Annotated in this window: 15 protein-coding genes; 5 read left to right on the top strand and 10 right to left on the bottom strand. The window is 72.6% G+C overall.

Annotated features, from left to right (window positions below; translation table 11 throughout):
• Nucleotides 1–141: 141 nt before the first annotated feature.
• Genes GJQ66_RS06705 through GJQ66_RS06695 form a run of 3 tightly spaced genes read left to right on the top strand, consistent with a single transcriptional unit; the run spans nucleotide 142 to nucleotide 4603 of the window.
• Complete coding sequence (locus GJQ66_RS06705; RefSeq protein ID WP_155048590.1) at nucleotides 142–1176, top strand: XdhC family protein; 1035 nt, start codon at nucleotides 142–144, stop codon at nucleotides 1174–1176.
• A complete protein-coding gene (locus GJQ66_RS06700; protein WP_368732752.1) occupies nucleotides 1173–1970 on the top strand; it encodes an FAD binding domain-containing protein in 798 nt (265 codons plus the stop codon). The genes GJQ66_RS06705 and GJQ66_RS06700 overlap by 4 nt, the downstream gene beginning before the upstream one ends.
• Nucleotides 1967–4603 (top strand): molybdopterin-dependent oxidoreductase, encoded by a 2637-nt coding sequence (locus GJQ66_RS06695; RefSeq protein WP_155048588.1) that lies wholly within the window; start codon nucleotides 1967–1969, stop codon nucleotides 4601–4603. The genes GJQ66_RS06700 and GJQ66_RS06695 overlap by 4 nt, the downstream gene beginning before the upstream one ends.
• A 95-nt stretch (nucleotides 4604–4698) precedes the next feature.
• Here GJQ66_RS06695 and GJQ66_RS06690 read toward each other — a convergent pair whose 3' ends face one another.
• A complete protein-coding gene (locus GJQ66_RS06690) occupies nucleotides 4699–6144 on the bottom strand; it encodes an NCS2 family permease (RefSeq protein WP_155048587.1) in 1446 nt (481 codons plus the stop codon).
• A gap of 146 nt (nucleotides 6145–6290) precedes the next feature.
• On the opposite strand from GJQ66_RS06690, the gene GJQ66_RS06685 reads away from it, so the two are divergent.
• Both GJQ66_RS06685 and GJQ66_RS06680 read left to right on the top strand, forming a co-directional pair.
• Nucleotides 6291–7043, top strand: a complete 753-nt coding sequence (locus GJQ66_RS06685) for an SDR family NAD(P)-dependent oxidoreductase (RefSeq protein WP_155048586.1) — start codon at nucleotides 6291–6293, stop codon at nucleotides 7041–7043.
• 159 nt (nucleotides 7044–7202) lie between these two features.
• The gene (locus tag GJQ66_RS06680) at nucleotides 7203–7976 is read left to right on the top strand and encodes a nucleoside phosphorylase (protein ID WP_155048585.1); all 774 of its coding nucleotides are present in this window, start codon (nucleotides 7203–7205) and stop codon (nucleotides 7974–7976) included.
• 7 nt (nucleotides 7977–7983) lie between these two features.
• Here the strand turns inward: GJQ66_RS06680 and GJQ66_RS15375 are convergent, their stop codons facing one another.
• The 9 genes from GJQ66_RS15375 to GJQ66_RS06635 all read right to left on the bottom strand — a co-directional run bounded on the left by GJQ66_RS15375 (nucleotide 7984) and on the right by GJQ66_RS06635 (nucleotide 16305).
• Nucleotides 7984–8565, bottom strand: coding sequence for an XRE family transcriptional regulator (locus GJQ66_RS15375; RefSeq protein WP_155048584.1), 582 nt, complete (start codon nucleotides 8563–8565; stop codon nucleotides 7984–7986).
• A gap of 1 nt (nucleotide 8566) precedes the next feature.
• Nucleotides 8567–9598, bottom strand: a complete 1032-nt coding sequence (gene add, locus GJQ66_RS06670) for an adenosine deaminase (RefSeq protein WP_155048583.1) — start codon at nucleotides 9596–9598, stop codon at nucleotides 8567–8569.
• Between the two features lie 17 nt (nucleotides 9599–9615).
• Complete coding sequence (locus GJQ66_RS06665; RefSeq protein WP_368732751.1) at nucleotides 9616–10437, bottom strand: ABC transporter permease; 822 nt, start codon at nucleotides 10435–10437, stop codon at nucleotides 9616–9618.
• Nucleotides 10434–11258 carry an ABC transporter permease gene (locus GJQ66_RS06660; protein WP_368732750.1) on the bottom strand — a complete coding sequence of 275 codons (825 nt, stop codon included), beginning with the start codon at nucleotides 11256–11258 and terminating at the stop codon, nucleotides 10434–10436. The genes GJQ66_RS06665 and GJQ66_RS06660 overlap by 4 nt, the downstream gene beginning before the upstream one ends.
• Nucleotides 11248–12051 (bottom strand): ABC transporter ATP-binding protein, encoded by an 804-nt coding sequence (locus tag GJQ66_RS06655; RefSeq protein WP_155048582.1) that lies wholly within the window; start codon nucleotides 12049–12051, stop codon nucleotides 11248–11250. The genes GJQ66_RS06660 and GJQ66_RS06655 overlap by 11 nt, the downstream gene beginning before the upstream one ends.
• A gap of 20 nt (nucleotides 12052–12071) precedes the next feature.
• On the bottom strand, nucleotides 12072–13130 hold the full coding sequence (locus GJQ66_RS06650) for an ABC transporter substrate-binding protein (protein WP_155048581.1): 1059 nt from the start codon (nucleotides 13128–13130) through the stop codon (nucleotides 12072–12074).
• 134 nt (nucleotides 13131–13264) lie between these two features.
• Nucleotides 13265–13714, bottom strand: a complete 450-nt coding sequence (locus tag GJQ66_RS06645) for a YbhB/YbcL family Raf kinase inhibitor-like protein (RefSeq protein ID WP_155048580.1) — start codon at nucleotides 13712–13714, stop codon at nucleotides 13265–13267.
• Nucleotides 13715–13777: 63 nt separating this feature from the next.
• On the bottom strand, nucleotides 13778–15082 hold the full coding sequence (locus tag GJQ66_RS06640) for an allantoate amidohydrolase (RefSeq protein ID WP_368732749.1): 1305 nt from the start codon (nucleotides 15080–15082) through the stop codon (nucleotides 13778–13780).
• Complete coding sequence (locus GJQ66_RS06635; protein ID WP_155048579.1) at nucleotides 15079–16305, bottom strand: alanine--glyoxylate aminotransferase family protein; 1227 nt, start codon at nucleotides 16303–16305, stop codon at nucleotides 15079–15081. Before GJQ66_RS06635 ends, GJQ66_RS06640 begins: the two co-directional genes overlap by 4 nt.
• Between the last annotated feature and the right edge of the window lies 1 nt (nucleotide 16306).

The following is a 16306-nucleotide window of genomic DNA, read 5'->3' as shown; positions in this document are numbered from 1 at the left end:
GACGGTGACCGGCGCGCTGCGCCTTCTCCCGCGGACGCTACTCCCCCGCGGCCGCCGGTGCGCGAATCGGCGCACATTCCCCGAGCGGCATCACCGCGCGGCCGCAATAAACCCGCAATCTGCGGCGCCTACATTGGGCAGATGCTCGACCTCGCCCGCCCGATCCTCGACCGCCGCGCCCGCGGGCGGCGCGTCGCCGTCGTGACCGTCACCCACGTGGCCCGGAGCGCCCCGCGCGGGCTCGGCGCCGCCATGGCCGTGTGCGACGACGGCGAGATCATCGGATCCATCTCGGGCGGATGCGTGGAGGGCGACGCGGTCGAGCTCGCGCACCTCGTTCTCGCCGACGGGTGCGCCCGCACCGCACGCTTCGGCTTCGACGACGACACGGCCCACGCCGCCGGCCTCGCCTGCGGCGGGCAGGTCGACGTGCTGGCGCACGCGGTCGACGACGCGCTCGCCGCGGCGCTCGCGCCGGCCGCGCGGGGCGAGGCCACGACGATCGGGATGGACCTCGCGACGGGCCAGCTCGCGGATCACCCCGAGCTCGCGGCCGCGGCGCTCCTGCGCGAGACGCGGCTGCTCGCGGGCGCACGCCCCGTCCTCGCCCTCAGCCGCGCGCCCCGCCCGCGGCTGATCCTCCTCGGCGCCACCGAGCACGCCGCCGCCCTGTGCCGCGTCGCGACCGCCGCGGGCTACGCCGTGACCGTCTGCGACCCGTGGTCCGTGCTCGCCACCCCCGAGCGCTTCCCCGACGCCGCCGAGGTACGGGTGGAGATGCCGCAAGTCCTGCTGGCGAATCCGGGCCCCGTTGACCACCGCACGGCCGTCGTCGTCCTGACCCACGACACGCGGCTCGACGTGCCCGCGCTCGCGGCGGCGCTCGCGCTCCCCGTCGGGTTCGTCGGCGCGCTCGGCGCGCGCCGCACCGTCGGCCGGCGCGCCGAACTCCTCGCCGAGGCGGGCGTCGCCGCCGCAGACATCGCCCGGATCCACTCGCCGCTGGGGCTGGACCTCGGCGGGTCCTCCCCCGAGGAGACGGCTGTGTCCGCCCTCGCCGAAATCCTCGCCGCGCGCTTCGGCGGATCCGGCCTGCCGCTGCGCGACCTCGACGGGCCCCTCCACCGCGATCGCGTCGCGTCCGAGCCCGCCGCCTGCGCCGAGAGCGGGGTGTGATCGTGGACCTCACGGCCGTGACCTCCTACCGCCGCGCCGCGTCGCGCGCGGACCTCGCCCTCGCCCCCGGCGAGGAAGTCCTCGGCGGCGGGACCTGGCTCTTCAGCGAGGCGAACCCGCACGTGACGGGGCTCGTCGACCTGCAGGCGATGGGGTGGGCCCCGATCGAACCGCAGGGTGGCGGGCTCCGCATCGCCGCGACCTGCACGATCGCCGAGCTCGTCGCGTACGGCGAGGCCGCGAACATCCCCCTGTTCGGCGAGGCCGCGAACGCGCTCCTCGCCTCGTTCAAGATCTGGCACACGGCGACCGTCGGCGGCAACATCGCCCGGTCATATGCCGCCGCGGCAATGGTGTCGATGGCCGTCGCGTTCGATGCCGAGGCGCTCATCTATACGCCCGACGGCGGCGAGCGCCGCACGAGCGTCGCGGCGATCCCCGCCGGCAACGGCGAGAACACGCTCGCGCGCGGCGAGGTGATTCGCGCGATCGACATTCCCGCCGCCGCGCTCCGGGGCCGCACGGCGCTCGCGAAGGAGGCGCTCGCCGAGCACGGCCGCTCGGGCGCCGTCGTGACGGGGCGCCGCGACCCGGACGGATCCACGCTCGTCGCCGTCACGGCCGCCACGCTCACCCCGCGCCTCGTGCGCTTTCCCGCCCCGCCGAGCGCCGACGCGCTGCGCGCCGCCGTCGCGGGCATGGGCGGCTGGTACACGGATCCGCTCGGATCCGCCGACTGGCGCCGCGGCGTGACCCAGGTGCTCGCCGAACGCGTCCGAAAGGCCCTGGCATGAGAATCGACGTCAACGGCTCCGCCCTCGAGACCGCGCCGCGGCCCGGCCAGTGCCTGCGCACCCTCCTCCGGGAGCACGGGCACACCGAGGTCAAGAAGGGGTGCGACGCGGGCGACTGCGGGGCGTGCTCCGTCATCCTCGACGGATCCCCCGTGCACTCCTGCCTCATCCCCGCCGCGCGGGCGGAGGGATCCGTCATTGCGACCGCGGCGGGGCTCGCGCCGGGCGACGAGCTGCACCCCGTGCAGGAGGCCCTCGCGACGGGGTTCGGCTTCCAGTGCGGCTTCTGCACGCCCGGCATGAGCGTGACGGCCGCCTGCCTGGGCCCCGACGACGCCGACGATCTTGACCGCCGCCTGAAGGGCAACCTCTGCCGGTGCACGGGGTATCGCCCGATCCGCGAGGCGATCGAGTCCACGCTCGGCCCCGTGCGCGAGACGGGCGCGCGGGCCGAGCCGGGCGCCGTGGCCGAGACGGGCGCGGGCGGCGTGCGCGAGTCGGTCGTCCCCGAACCGGCGCGGCGCGTGGTCCAGGGGCTCGAGCCGTTCACGTTCGACGAGGTGCCCGCGGGCACGCTCGTGCTGCGGGTGGTCACCTCCCCGCACCCGCACGCGCGGATCCGCGCCATCCGCACGGCCGCGGCGCTCGCGCACCCGGGCGTCGTCGCCGTGTTCACGCACGCCGACGCGCCGGACGTGCTCTACTCGACCGGCCGCCACGAGCGCCACACGGACGACGCGGCGGACACCCGGATGCTCGACGACGTCGTGCGCTTCGTCGGCCAGCGCGTCGCGGCCGTCGTCGCGGAATCCGCCGAAGCCGCGGACAACGCGTGCCGCCTCGTCGAGGTCGACTACGAGATGCTCCCGGCCGTGTTCGATCCGGACGAGGCGCGCTCCCCCGGCGCCCCCGTGATCCACCCGGGGCGGACGCCGGGAGACCGGGTCGCGGACGCGAATCGCAACGTCGTCGCCGACCTGCACACGGGCCGCGGCGACGTCGAGGGCGCGCTCGCCGGATCCGCCGTCGTGATCGACGAGACGTGGAGCAACGGGCGCACGATCCACGCGCAGCTCGAGACGCACGGATCCGTCGGTTGGCTCGCGGAGGACGGATCCCTCGTGATCCGCTCCTCGACGCAGGTGCCGTTCCTCACGCGCAACGAGCTCGCGCGCGTGTTCGGCCTGGAGCGGGAGCGCGTGCGCGTGTTCGCGCCGCGGGTCGGCGGCGGCTTCGGCGGCAAGCAGGAGATCTTCACGGAGGACCTCGTCGCGCTCGCGGTGCTCGCGACGGGCCGGCCGGTCGCGTACGAGTTCAGCCGCACGGACGAGTTCCTGCGGTCGAGCTTCCGGCACCCCATGCGCACGCGGGTGCGTCTCGGTGCCGACGCCGCGGGCCGATTCACCGGGATCGCCATCGAGCTGCTCAGCGACACCGGCGCATACGGCAATCACGCCTCCGGGGTGATGCACCACGCGCTGTCCGAGTCGGTGTCGCTCTACAACGTCCCCGCCGTGCGGATCGACGCGGAGGCCGTCTACACGAACAACCCGCCCTCCGGCGCCTTCCGCGGGTACGGGCTGGGCCAGGTCATCCTCGCCGTGGAGTCGGCGGTCGACATGGTCGCGGAGCGCCTCGGAATGGATCCGTTCGCGCTCCGGCGCGCCAACGCGATCCGCGACGGGGATCCAATCATGCACGCCTCCGGCGAGATCGACGCGGGCACGCTGTGGGGCTCGTACGGCCTCGACCAGTGCCTCGACCAGGCCGAGGCCGCGCTCGCGGGACCGGACGACGTGCCGGCCCCCGCCGGGTGGCTCGTGGGCGAGGGCGTCGCGGCGGCGATGATCGCGACGATGGCGCCGTTCGGGCACGTCGCGCACGCCTCCGTCACCGCCCACCCCGACGGATCCTTCACGGCCCGCACCGGGACCGCCGAGTTCGGCAACGGGTCGACGACCGTGCACCGCCAGATCGTCGCGAGCGTCTTCGGCGTCCCGGTCGCCCGGGTCCGCATCGTCCACGCCGACACCGACGTCGTCGAGCACGACACCGGGGCGTTCGCGTCGGCGGGCCTCACCGTCGCGGGCAAGGCGCTGTACGCGGCGGCGCTCGCGCTGCGGGACCGAATCGGCGGATCCGTGCCGCGGGAAGACGAGACGGCCACCGGATCCGAACTCGGCGAGAAGCGGTCGCTCGCGTTCAACGTGCACGCCGTCCGCGTCGCGGTCGACCCGGAGACCGGATCCGTCCGGGTGCTCCGACAGGTGCACGCGGCCGACGCGGGCACGGTGCTGAACCCCGCGCAGTGCGTGGGGCAGATCGAGGGCGGCGTCGCGCAGGGCCTCGGCGGCGCGCTCTACGAGGAGATCCACCTCGCGGAGGGGCGCGTGACGAACCCCATGTTTCGGGCATACCGCGTGCCGCAGTTCGTGGACGTGCCGGTCACGCACATCTCGTTCGCGACGACGCACGACGACCTGGGGCCGTTCGGCGCCAAGTCCATGAGCGAGAGCCCCTACAACCCCGTCGCGCCCGCGCTCGGAAACGCGATCGCGCGCGCGCTCGGATCGCGCCCCTTCGAGCAGCCCTTCACCCGCGACCGGGTGTGGCGCCTCGCCGGCGGCGCGTAACTCCGTCGCGCCCGCCCCTAAGTCCACATTTCTCCGGTAAGTCTCACCGCCTGGCGGTGAGACTTACCGGAGAAATGTGGACTTGTCGCTGGGTATTACGACACGAGCGCCAGGATCGGGTCGAGGAGGAAGTAGACCACGAAGAGGATCGAGATGAGCCACATCAGCCAGTGGATCTCGCGGATCCGGCCGCGCGCGAGCTTCACGAGGACGAACGCGACGAAGCCCGCGCCGATGCCGTCCGAGATCGAGTAGGTGAACGGCATGATCACGATCGTGAGGAACGCCGGGATCGCGACGTCGAGGTTGCGCCAGTCGACACCCGCGATCTGCGTCATCATGAGGAACCCAACGAGCACCAGCGCGGGCGCGGCCGCCTCGTAGGGCACGAGCGCGACGAGCGGCGCGAACAGGGTCGCGAGCAAGAACGCGACGCCCGTCACGATCGACGCGAGCCCCGTGCGCGCGCCCTCGCCGACCCCGGCGCTCGACTCGACGAACGCGGTGTTCGAGGAGACGGATCCCACGCCGCCCGCGATCGCCCCGACCGAGTCGACGAGGAGGATCCGCCGGGCCTTCGGCGGGTTGCCGTCGGCGTCGAGCAGGTGCGCCTCCGCGCCGACGGCGACCATCGTGCCCATGGTGTCGAAGAAGTCGGCGAGCAGCAGCGAGAACACGAGCAGGACGAGCGTGACGGCGCCGATGCTCTGGAAGGATCCGAGCAGGTCGAACTGGCCGATCAGCGAGAAGTCGGGCACGGCCATCACGCCGTCGAAGGTCGGGGCGCTGTTGAAGCCGCCCGGGTTCTCCTCCGACCGCTGGCCGATGTGCAGCGTGTTCTCGAGCACGATCGCGAGGACCGTCGCGGCGAGGATCGAGATGAGCAGCGCGCCCTTGACGCGCCGCACGTGCAGCACGATCGTCAGCACGAGGCCGACGACGAACACGAGGATCGGGAGCGTGCCGAGGTTGCCGAGCGCGAGGATCGTGGACCCCTCGTTCGTCACGAAGCCCGCGTTGCCCAGGCCGATGAGCGTGATGAACAGCCCGATGCCGACGCCGATCGCGACCTTCAGCTCCTGCGGCACGGCGCGGAACACGGCCTCGCGGAAGCCCGTCAGCACGAGCACGAGGATGATGATGCCCTCGATGACGATGACGCCCATGGCGTCGGCCCACGTGACGCCCTCGATGCCCGCGATCGAGAACGCGACGACCGCGTTCAGCCCGAGGCCCGCGGCGAGCGCGAGCGGGTAGTTCGCGACGACGCCCATGAGGATCGAGAGGATCCCCGCGATCAGCGCGGTCGCCGAGGCGATGGCGGCGAAGTTGGACCCGTCTCCGGATCCACCCCCGAGGAACGCGCCCGTGCCGTCAGGCGTCGTCCCCAGGATGAGGGGGTTCAGCACGACGATGTACGCCATGGCGAAGAAGGTCACGAGGCCGCCGCGGACCTCCGTGCCGATCGTCGAGCCGCGCTCGGTGATGCGGAAGTAGCGATCGATGCGTCCGCGCGGTGGGGCGGAGGTGGTGGCGCTCATTTCGCCGATTTTCGCACAGCAGCCTGACCGTTTCCGGGCGCCCCGACGCTCTTCGACAGGCGTAGGCTCGGCCTGCGCGCCGATATCCCGAGAGCGCGCCTGGCGCGCCCCGCGCGTCATCTTCACGGAGTCCAAGGAGGACCACAATGGGTTTTGACGGAAAGATCGCGCTCGTCACGGGCGGCGGATCGGGCATCGGCGAGGCGACGGCGAAGGAGCTCGCGGCGCTCGGCGTGAAGGTCGTCGTCACCGACATCAAGCTCGAGGCCGCGCAGCGCGTCGTGAACGAGATCGCGGCGGCGGGCGGGGAGGCCGCCGCGTTCCAGGGCAACACCGCTGTCGCCGAGGACAGCGAGAAGGCCGTCGCGTTCGCGAAGGAGACCTACGGCAAGCTGAACTACGCGTTCAACAACGCCGGCATCGGCGGCGCGAGCGCGCCGATCGGCGAGATGGACATCGCCGCGTGGGACACGGTCGTCGGCATCAATCTCAACGGCGTCGCGTACGGCATGCGCTACCAGGTGCCCGCGATCCTCGAGGCGGGCGCCGAGGAGGGCGCCATCGTCAACATGGCCTCGATCCACGGCACCGTCGCCGCCCTCGGCAACGGCGCGTACACCGCGACGAAGCACGCGGTCGTCGGCGTGACCAAGAACGCGGCCGCCGAGTACGGCCCCCAGGGCCTGCGCATCAACGCCGTCGGCCCGGGCTACATCGACACGCCGCTCCTCGCCGGGGCACCCGACGAGATCAAGCAGGGCCTCGTCGCGAAGCACCCCCTCGGCCGCCTCGGCCGCGCCGACGAGATCGCCAAGGTCGTCCGCTTCCTCCTGAGCGAGGACGCCTCGTTCGTCACGGGCGCGTACTACCTGATCGACGGCGGCTACACGACCGTCTGATCGTCCGGACGGGCCCCGCGACGCGCCTCGCGTCGCGGGGCCCGTCGCATTCCCGAAACACGCGGCGCCTACGGTAGGGCGGGTAGGAGTCCTATCACCATGGCCGGCACACCGGCCGGCTCAGGGCGGGGACCGAGATCCTGACAGGGAGCCGGAACCATGTCCGCATCCGACATCGTCGATAAGTCCGCCGAGGGGCGCACCGCCCGCCAGTACCACATCGGCGTCGCGCCGGGCGAAATCTCGTCCGTCGCCCTCCTGCCCGGCGATCCGTTCCGGGTCCCGCTCGTGGCCGAGTTCCTCACGGACGTCGTGGAGGTCGCGCACAACCGCGAGCACCGCACGATGACCGGCTGGTACAAGGGCCGGCACATCACGGCCACCTCGACCGGGATGGGGTGCCCGTCGACCGCGATCGCGGTGGAGGAGCTCGCCCGCGTCGGCGTCTCGAGCGTCATCCGCGTCGGGAGCTCCGCGGCGCTGCAGCCGGGCATCGAGCCCGGCGACCTCCTCGTGAGCGAGGGGTCGCTGCGCAACGACGGCACGACGGCCGCCTACGTGCACGCGGGCTATCCCGCGGTCCCCGACACGCTCCTGACCGCGCGGCTCGCCGCCGAGTCCGCCCGCATTGCCGAGGCCGCGGGCACGCGCTCGCACACCGGGATCAGCGCGTCGGACGACGCCTTCTACGCGGAGACCCCGGAGTGGATCCAGCAGCTCGCCGGCATGGGGATCCTGAACGTCGAGATGGAGGCCTCGGCGATGTACGTGGTGGCGCGCCTGCGCGGGATGCGGGCCGGGATGGTGTGCGCCTGCTCGAGCAACCTCGTGGACGGCGCCTCGCTGTACAGCGAGAAGAACCGCGCCCTGAAGGACGGCTGGATGCGCAGCATCGAGGCGGCGCTCGAGACCGCCGTCGCCCTCGAGCTCTGACGCCCGCTCAGCGCCCGAGCGCCTCCTTGACGACGACGAGGCGCGCGGGCGCCTGGCGCGACCACCACCGGTGGGGGGTGCCGCCGCCGACGTAGGCCGAGTCCCCCGGCGCGAGGCGGTGCTCGACGCCGTCGAGCTCGACCGCAACCTCGCCCGCGACGACGTAGAGAAACTCCCCCTCCTCGTGCCGGAAGGCGTCGCCGGGGTCGGACCGCTCCACGTCGACCTCCATGGGATGAAAGCGCGCGGGCGCGCGGGCGAGCATCCGCGCCGTGCCCGCGGAGAAGGATGCGGGCACGGCGCCCGTGCCCGCGCGCTGCACCTCGAAGCGGCAGTCGGACGGCGGCGCGCCGTCGGACGCCGCGATCAGCTCGATCGGGCTCGTCTCCATGGCGAGCGCGATTCGCCGGAGGGATGGCAGGCTCGGCTGCACGATCCCCCGCTCGAGCTGGCTGAGGAAGGCGTGGGACAGCTCGGTGCGGGCACCGAGCTCGACGAGCGTGAGGGACCTCGCCCGGCGGATCCGGCGGATCTCCGCGCCGAGGCGCGCGGCCGCCCCCGCGTCGCCCGGTGCCCCCTCGAACGTCACGTCAGCCCCTGGCGACGCCCTGTTCCTCGGCGAACGCGTCGAGCTCCGCGAGGAACGCGGCCTTGCGCCCGGGCGTCAGCCACGAGGCCTCGAACGAGTTCCGCGCGAGCGTCACGAGGTCGGCCGGCTCGAGCCCCGCGTGCTCGGCGAGGAGCACGTAGTTCTCGGCGACGTAGGCCCCGAAGTAGGCGGGATCGTCGGAGTTCAGCGTGACGCGCACGCCCTCGCGCATGAGCTGCACGATCTCGTCGGCCTTCATGCTCTCGGTGACGAACGAGTTCGACGAGGGGCAGCAGGTGAGGCCCAGGCCGCGCTCGCGCACGACGGAGACGAGCGCCGGGTCCTCGACGACGTTCGTGCCGTGGTCGATGCGGTCGACGCCGATCTCCTCGATGACCTGCCGGATGTGCTCGATGGATCCGTCCTGGTCGATATCGCAGTGCATCGTCAGGAGGAAGCCCTCCTGCTTCGCGCGGGCGAAGACGGCGGCGAACTTCTCGGGAGGGTTGCCGCGCTCGTCGGAGTCGAGGCCGACGCCGACGATCCAGGCGCGGTACGGGAGCGCCTCCATGAGGGTCGCCATCGCGAACTCCGCCGAGAAGTCGCGCAGGAAGCACAGGATCAGCTCGGCCGAGACGCCCAGCTCCGCCTGGGCGCGCACCGCGGCGCGGCGATAGCCCCCGATGACGTCCGCGAACGGCACGCCGCGGCTCGTGTGCGCCTGCGGGTCGAAGAACATTTCGACGTGGCGGACGCCGTCGGCGGCCGCGCGTGTCAGATACGCCCACGCGAGGTCCTCGAAGTCGCGGGCCGTCTGCAGCACGCCCATGGCGGGGTAGTACACGGCGAGGAAGCTCGTGAGGTCCGTGAAGTCGTAGGTGGCGCGCACCTCCTCCACAGTCGACTCGGCGAGGGCGATGCCGTTGCGCTCGGCGAGGGCGAACTTCAGCTCGGGCTCGAGCGTGCCCTCCAGGTGCAGGTGGAGTTCGGCCTTGGGGAGGGCGCGCGCGAAGGCGGCGAGATCGATCGTCATGGGGCTAATCTTTCGGGTCAGGCGCGGCCGGCCATGCCCATGCGCGCGAGCAGCACGGACTCGACGATCGCGACGAGGTTGTAGAGAACGAGGGCGGCGGCGGTGACGAGCACGACGGCGGCCCAGAGCGCGGAGAACTGCGCGGAGGCGCTGAACTGCCCGAGGCTCCCGCCGATCCCGCCGCCGACGGCGAGCCACTCCGCGAGGAGAGCGCCGGTGATGGCGCCGGGGATGGAGATCCGCACCGCCGCGAGCAGCGCGGGCACGGAGCTCGGCAGGGCCACCTTCACGAGCGCGGTCCAGGCGGATCCGCCGTACACCGCGATCAGGTCGTTCATCTGGGGCGAGGTCGACCGCAGCCCGAACACGATGTTCACGAGGGCCGGGAAGAGGACGACGATGCCGCCGATGACGGCGACCGACCAGAAGTCGCGGCCGAAGATGAGGATGATCACGGGCGCCATCGCGACGAGCGGGACAGATCGCAGGAGCATCGCGATCGGCATGAGCGCCGCCTCGATCCCCCGGCTGAGCTGGAAGGTCATGGCCGCGAGCAGCGCGACGAGGAGGCCGGCGGCGAAGCCGATCGCGGCGTGGCCGAGCGTCACGGCGAGCAGCCCCGTGAGCTCCGCGAGGTGCGCGGAGGCGTCCTCGCCGCTGACGAGGTACTCCCACACGTCCGCCGGCCCCTTGCCGACGTAGGGCGTCACGGCGAACGCCCACAGCGCGAGCTGCCAGAGCGCCACCACGGCGACGAGGGTGAGGGCGAACGTCGTCAGGCTGCGCGCGAGCGCGCGGCCGGTCGCGCGGCGCGCCTCGCGCCGGACGTCGGCGCTCACGAGGCCACCCCCTTCGACCACGGCGCGATCGCGCGGGCGAGGAGCGCCACGATGAGGTACCCCACGAGCGCGACGGCGCCCGAGACGAGCGCGAGCGCCCACACGCGCGCCGCGTCGATGTTCTGCTGGGCCGCGATCATCGCGGGGCCCACGCCGAGCTCGACCTTGCCGAAGAACTCGCCCAACACGGCCCCGAGGAACGCGGCCGGGACGGCGACCTGGAGCGCGTTGAGGATCGCCGGCAGCGCCGCGATCAACCGCACCTTCCGCAGCTGCGTGAGCCGGGATCCGCCGTACACGCTGACGACGTCGAGGGCCGCGGGATCTGCCGCCTTCAGCCCGAGGAGCGAGCCGACGACGGTTGTGAAGAACACGCTGAGCGCCGCGAGGAAGGCGGCGTTGCCGGACGGCTCGCCCGCGTCCGGGACCGGGATGATGACGACGAGGAGGATTCCGATCGCCACGACCGGAATGCAGTACGTGATGATCGCGAGCTGCATGATTACGCCCTCGAGGCGGGGGAAGACGAGCACGATCGCCGCCGCGAGGAGGGCGAGCCCGTTGCCCCAGGCGTATCCGATCCCCGCCTCCGCGATCGTGACCGAGAAGTTGCGCGCGTAGAAGTCCCACCCGGAGGCCGCGATGCTCGCGATGACCTCGGGCGGCGTGGGGATGGCCTGCGCGCCGCCCGGGCCGACGCTACCGAGGACGGTGGCCGCGAGGATCCACCACAGGGCGATGACGCCAACCCCGCCGGCCACGCCGACGGCCCACGCGGGAACGCGCCGTGCGCCGGGGGCGGCGAGGACCTCAGAGGCCACCGGATCCGCCCTCGTCCGTGCCGAACAGCAGGTCGGAGGCCTGGTCGACGTATGCGTGGAATTCGGGGGTGCGCATCATCTCGGGCGTGCGCGGGCGCGGCAGGTCGATGTCCATGACCGTCTTGATGCGGCCGGGGCGCGGGCTCATGACGGCCACCTTGTCGCTGAGGAAGATCGCCTCCGAGATGCCGTGGGTGACGAGGAGGGTCGTCACGGGCTTCTCGGTCCAGATCCGCAGGAGCTCGAGGTTGAGCCGCTGGCGCGTCATGTCGTCGAGCGCGCCGAACGGCTCGTCGAACAGCAGCACGCTGGGCTTCATCACGAGCGAGCGCGCGATCGACACGCGCTGGCGCATGCCGCCCGAGAGCTGACCCGGCTTGGCCTTCTCGAACCCCGAGAGGCCGACGAGCTCGATGAGCTCCGAGACGTAGTCCCGATCCACCGGGCGGCCCGCGACCTCGAACGGCAGCTGGATGTTCGACTGGACGCTGCGCCAGGGCAGCAGCGCCGAGTCCTGGAACGCGATGCCCATCGCGCCGTCCCGCCGCAGCTCGCGGGGGCTCTTGCCGTCGACGCGCGTCGTCCCGCTCGAGGGATCCTCGAGGCCCGCGAGGATCCGCAGGATCGTCGACTTGCCGCAGCCCGAGGGCCCGAGCAGCGAGAGGAACGTGCCCTGCTCGGTGTGGAGCTCGGCGTCCTGGAGGGCCGTGACGGACCTGCGGCCGACCCGGAAGACCTTGTTCAGCCCCGAGATCTGCAGGCCCGTCCCGGCCATCGTGGTGGTGTCGCTCATGAGGTGGTGCGTGCTCCGAATCAGCCGGCGTAGTCGACGAGGTCGGGGTTCTCGGAGTACATCTCCTCGAGCAGGCTGAGGTCGAACAGCTCGTCCGCCGTGACCTCGACGCCGGCGCCCGCGAGGGAGTCGATCGTCGCGGACTGCAGCTCCTCGCTGATCGTGAACAGGCCGTTCTCCTCGGTCTCGTCGGAGGTCACGAGGAGGTTCTGCGCCTCGGATCCGCGGAGCGTCTTCTCCGGGTCGAGGTCGAGGTCTGCGCCGTAGGTCTCCATCGCGAGGTCCGCGCCGAGCTGCGGGTCGGCGACCGCGTCGCTCCAGCCCTGCACCTCAGCCTTGAGGAACGCCTTCAGCATGTCGCGCTCGTTCGCGAGCGTCTCGTCGGTGACGACGACCGTCTCCGCGACGAACGGGAGGCCGTTCTGCGCGAGCTCGAGGTTGGTGATCTCGTTGCCCGCGAGCTCGACCGTGATCGCCTCGTTGGTCGTGTAGGCGAAGAACCCGTCGACCTCGCCGTTCGTCAGCGGCGCCGGGTCGTACTGCACGGGCACGACCTCGACGTCGCCCTCGTCGATGCCGTTCGCGGCGAGGAAGGCCTGGAACAGGGCGAGGTTCGAGTCCTGCACGCCGATCTGCGTGCCGACGAGGTCCTCGGGCGTGGCGAGGTTCGCGCCGTCGGCCAGCGAGAGGATCGTGAAAGGGTTGGCCTGGAAGGTCGCGCCGATGATCGTCAGGGGCGCGTCCTCGTTCGCGATCGCGGTGCCGACGGCCACGGCGTCGCTCAGGGCGATGTCGGCCGTGCCGCCCAGGAGCTCGGCGACGCCGGTGGAGGGCCCGGCGACGAGCTCGACGCCGTCGAAGCCGGCCTCCTCGTAGTACCCCTCGCTGTCAGCGATGTACTCGCCCGCGAACTCCTCGTTCTTGATCCAGGAGAGCTGCAGCGTGACGTCCCAGCCGCCCTCCTCGGCGGCCTCGCCGCTGTCGGTGTCGGCGGATCCGGAGGAGCAGGACGCGAGCACGAGCGTCGTGGCGGCGGCGAGCGCCAGGGCGGAGGCGCGGCGGGAGAGGCGGATCGACATGGGGACTCCATCGGGTAGACGCGGTGAGCGGATGACCCGACCGTACGGAATGTAAGTTTCACGAACATCGCCATACGTTGCGATCCTGTTTCGGGGGTCCCGCCGCGGGCGCCCGCGGCGGGACCCCAGCCGCGTCAGCCCCGCGAGTACGTGCCGACGAGCCGGTTCTGCTCGAGGATCGCGTCGGCGTAGTCGCGGAGGAATTCCTCGCGGGTCGGCTCGCCCGCGACGGGGCGGGAGAGCGCGTATACCCAGAAGTAGTAGCTGTGCTCGCCGTGCCCGGGAGGGGGAAGCGGCCCGGAGTATCCCGCCTCGCCCTTCGTCGTCACGCCCTCGCGCCCCGAGTCGGCCGCGATGCGCGTCGCGTCGGCCGGGATGCCGTACACGGTCCAGTGGGTCCACCCGAAGGGGATCGGCGCGTCGGGATCGTGGCAGATGAGGGCCAGCTCGACCGCGTCGCGGGGGACCCCCGAGACCGCGATGGCGGGCGCGACGTCCTCGTGCTCCGCCGCGAAGCGGTCGGCGAGGCGCGTGCGGTCGGCGAAGTCCGGGCTCGTGACGGTGATCGTTCCGGGAAAAGCCATGTCGTCTCCTTGTCGTAGGTCGCACCCCCGATCCTGGCGTGCGGGAGCGGATCCGTCGAGCGCCTACGCCGCGGGCTCCGCACCCCGGTGCGCGACCGCCTCGGCGAAGGCGCGCAGGCCCAGGGCAACGTCGGATCCGCTCACCGCCTCGTCCGGGTGGTGGCTGACGCCGTCGGGGTTGCGGAGGAAGAGCATGCCGACGGGCGCGACCCGGCCGATGGACATGCCGTCGTGGCCGGCCGGGCTGAAGAGGGTCGTCGGCTCGGCGGCGCCGCGCGGCAGGGTCTCGCCGATCCCCGCGCGCACGACGTCCTGGAGCAGCGGGTCGCAGAACACCGCCGGCGCCTGGTGCACCTCGCGCGCACGCCACCGCAGGTGGCGGCGGCCCATGATGTCGTCGAGCTCGCGGCTGAGCTGGTTCCACACCCGGTCGCGGCTCTCGTCGAACTCGCCGCGCAAGTCGAGGCTGAAGCGCGCCTCGCCCGGAACGACGTTCACGGCGCCGGGAAACGCCTCGAGCTGGCCGACCGTGCCGATGATGTGATGCTCGGCCGCGCACACGCGCTCGACCGCGAGGGCCGCCTCGCTTGCGCCGAGGAGGGCGTCGCGCCGCATGTCGTAGGGCGTGCCGCCCGCGTGGCGGGCCTCGCCCTCGACGGCGATCTGGAAGCGCCGCGCGGACGCGATCGAGGAGACGACCGCGAGCGACTCGCCGCGCCGGTCGAGCTCCGGGCCCTGCTCGATGTGCGCCTCGAGGTAGCCGACGAGCTCGCCTTCCCGACGCGCGGCCTCGCCCACGCGGCCCGGGTCGAGCCCGAACTCGCGGTACGCCTCGCGCAGCGTGATCCCGTCGGCGTCGGTGAGCGACCACCAGCTCTCGTCCCACGTCCCGGCGACGGCGGAGGATCCGAGCAGGGCCTTGCCGAAGCGCGTGCCCTCCTCGTCGCTGAACGCCGCGACCTCGATGCCGAAGTCGAACGGGCTGAGCCACGCCCCGTCCTCCCCCGCCACGCGCAGGAGCCGGACGACCTCGATGCTCATGAGGACGCCGAGGATCCCGTCGAAGCGCCCCGCGTCGATCACGGTGTCGAGGTGGGATCCGAGCATCAGCCGGGGGGCGTCCGGAGCGGAGGCCGGGAGCACGCCCAGCTGGTTGCCCGCCGCGTCGAGGCGCGTCGACATGCCGACTTCGCGCATCCACTCCGCCGCGAGGCGGTTCACGCGCGCGTGCTCCGGCGAGAGGTATACGCGCGTGATCTCGCCGTCCTCGGCGCTCACGCGGGCGAGCTCGTCGCAGCGCGCCATCACGCGGCGCGCCGCCGCCGCGAACGCCTCGGGCGCGATGCTGTCGAGCCGGCCCCCCGTCACTGGGCGGCCCCGCGGAAGACGTCGGCCGCGGCCTCCACCCCGCCGCCCGCGGGCACCGAGGTGCGGCGGCGGAGGACCTGCTCGAGGGCGGCGAGCGTCGTCAGGACGGTGTCGCGGCGCGCGTTGTACCCCATCGTCCCGATCCGCCACACGCGGCCGTGCAGCGGGCCGAAGGAGGTCCCGATCTCGATGCCGAAGTCGTCGAGCATCTCCTGGCGCGCCTGGTCGCCGGGCACGCCCTCGGGGATCTCGACCGCGACGACGTTGTGCATCTTGTGCGCGACGTCGCCGAACACGGTGAGGCCCAGGCCCTCGACGCCCGCGAGCATCGCGCGCCCCGCGACCTCGTGGCGGGCGATGACGGCGTCACGTCCCTCGTCGAGCAGGACGCTCGCGCACTCGCGCGCGGCGTAGAGCATGCTCGTCGCCTCGGTGTGGTGGTTGAGGCGCCGGGGCCCCCAGTAGTCCATGATCATGCCGAGGTCGAAGTAGTTCGACCGCACGAAGTCGTCGGCCGACGCGTCCGTGTCCTCCCGAATCCCCGCCTCGACGCGGGAGCGCTGGCGGATCGCCGCGACGGCGCGCTCCGACAGCGTGATCGGGGCGGATCCGCTCGGGCCACCGAGGCACTTCTGCAGGCCCGCGGTCGCCGCGTCGAGGCCCCAGGCGTCTGCCTCGAACGCGTTCCCGCCGAGCGAGGCGGTCGCGTCGGTGTAGAACAGCGCGCCGTGGCGGCGGCAGATCTCGCCGATCTCGTCGAGCGGCTGGTTCATTGTCGTCGACGTGTCGCCCTGCACGAGGGCGAGAAGGCGCGGCTTGACCCGCGCGACCGCCTCGGCGATCACCGAGACCGGGACGACCTGGCCCCACGGCACCTCGACCGTGTGCACCTCAGCCATCGCGCGCTCGGCGATCTCGGCGAGCAGGTGTCCGAACCGCCCAAACACGGGTACGAGCACGCGCTCGCCGGGCCGCACGAGCGAGGTGATCGCGGCCTCGATGCCCGCGCGCGAGGTCCCGTCGATGAGGAACGTCTGCTCGTTCTCGGTCGCCCATACGCGGCGGTAGAGCGCCTGCACCTCCGCCATCGTGCGCGTCATGAACGGGTCGTACTGCCCGACCAACGGCGCTGACATGGCGCGGAGGACGCGCGGGTAGGCGGAGATGGGGCCGGGCCCCATCAGGAGGCGGGCGGGCGGGTCGAGCGGCGCGGAAGCGTGCATG

It is taken from the genome of Microbacterium sp. ZXX196 (assembly GCF_009709595.1).
Lineage (GTDB): Bacteria > Actinomycetota > Actinomycetes > Actinomycetales > Microbacteriaceae > Microbacterium > Microbacterium excoecariae.
Note: the sequence above shows the minus strand (reverse complement) of the source record. Positions and strands in the feature narration are given on the sequence as shown.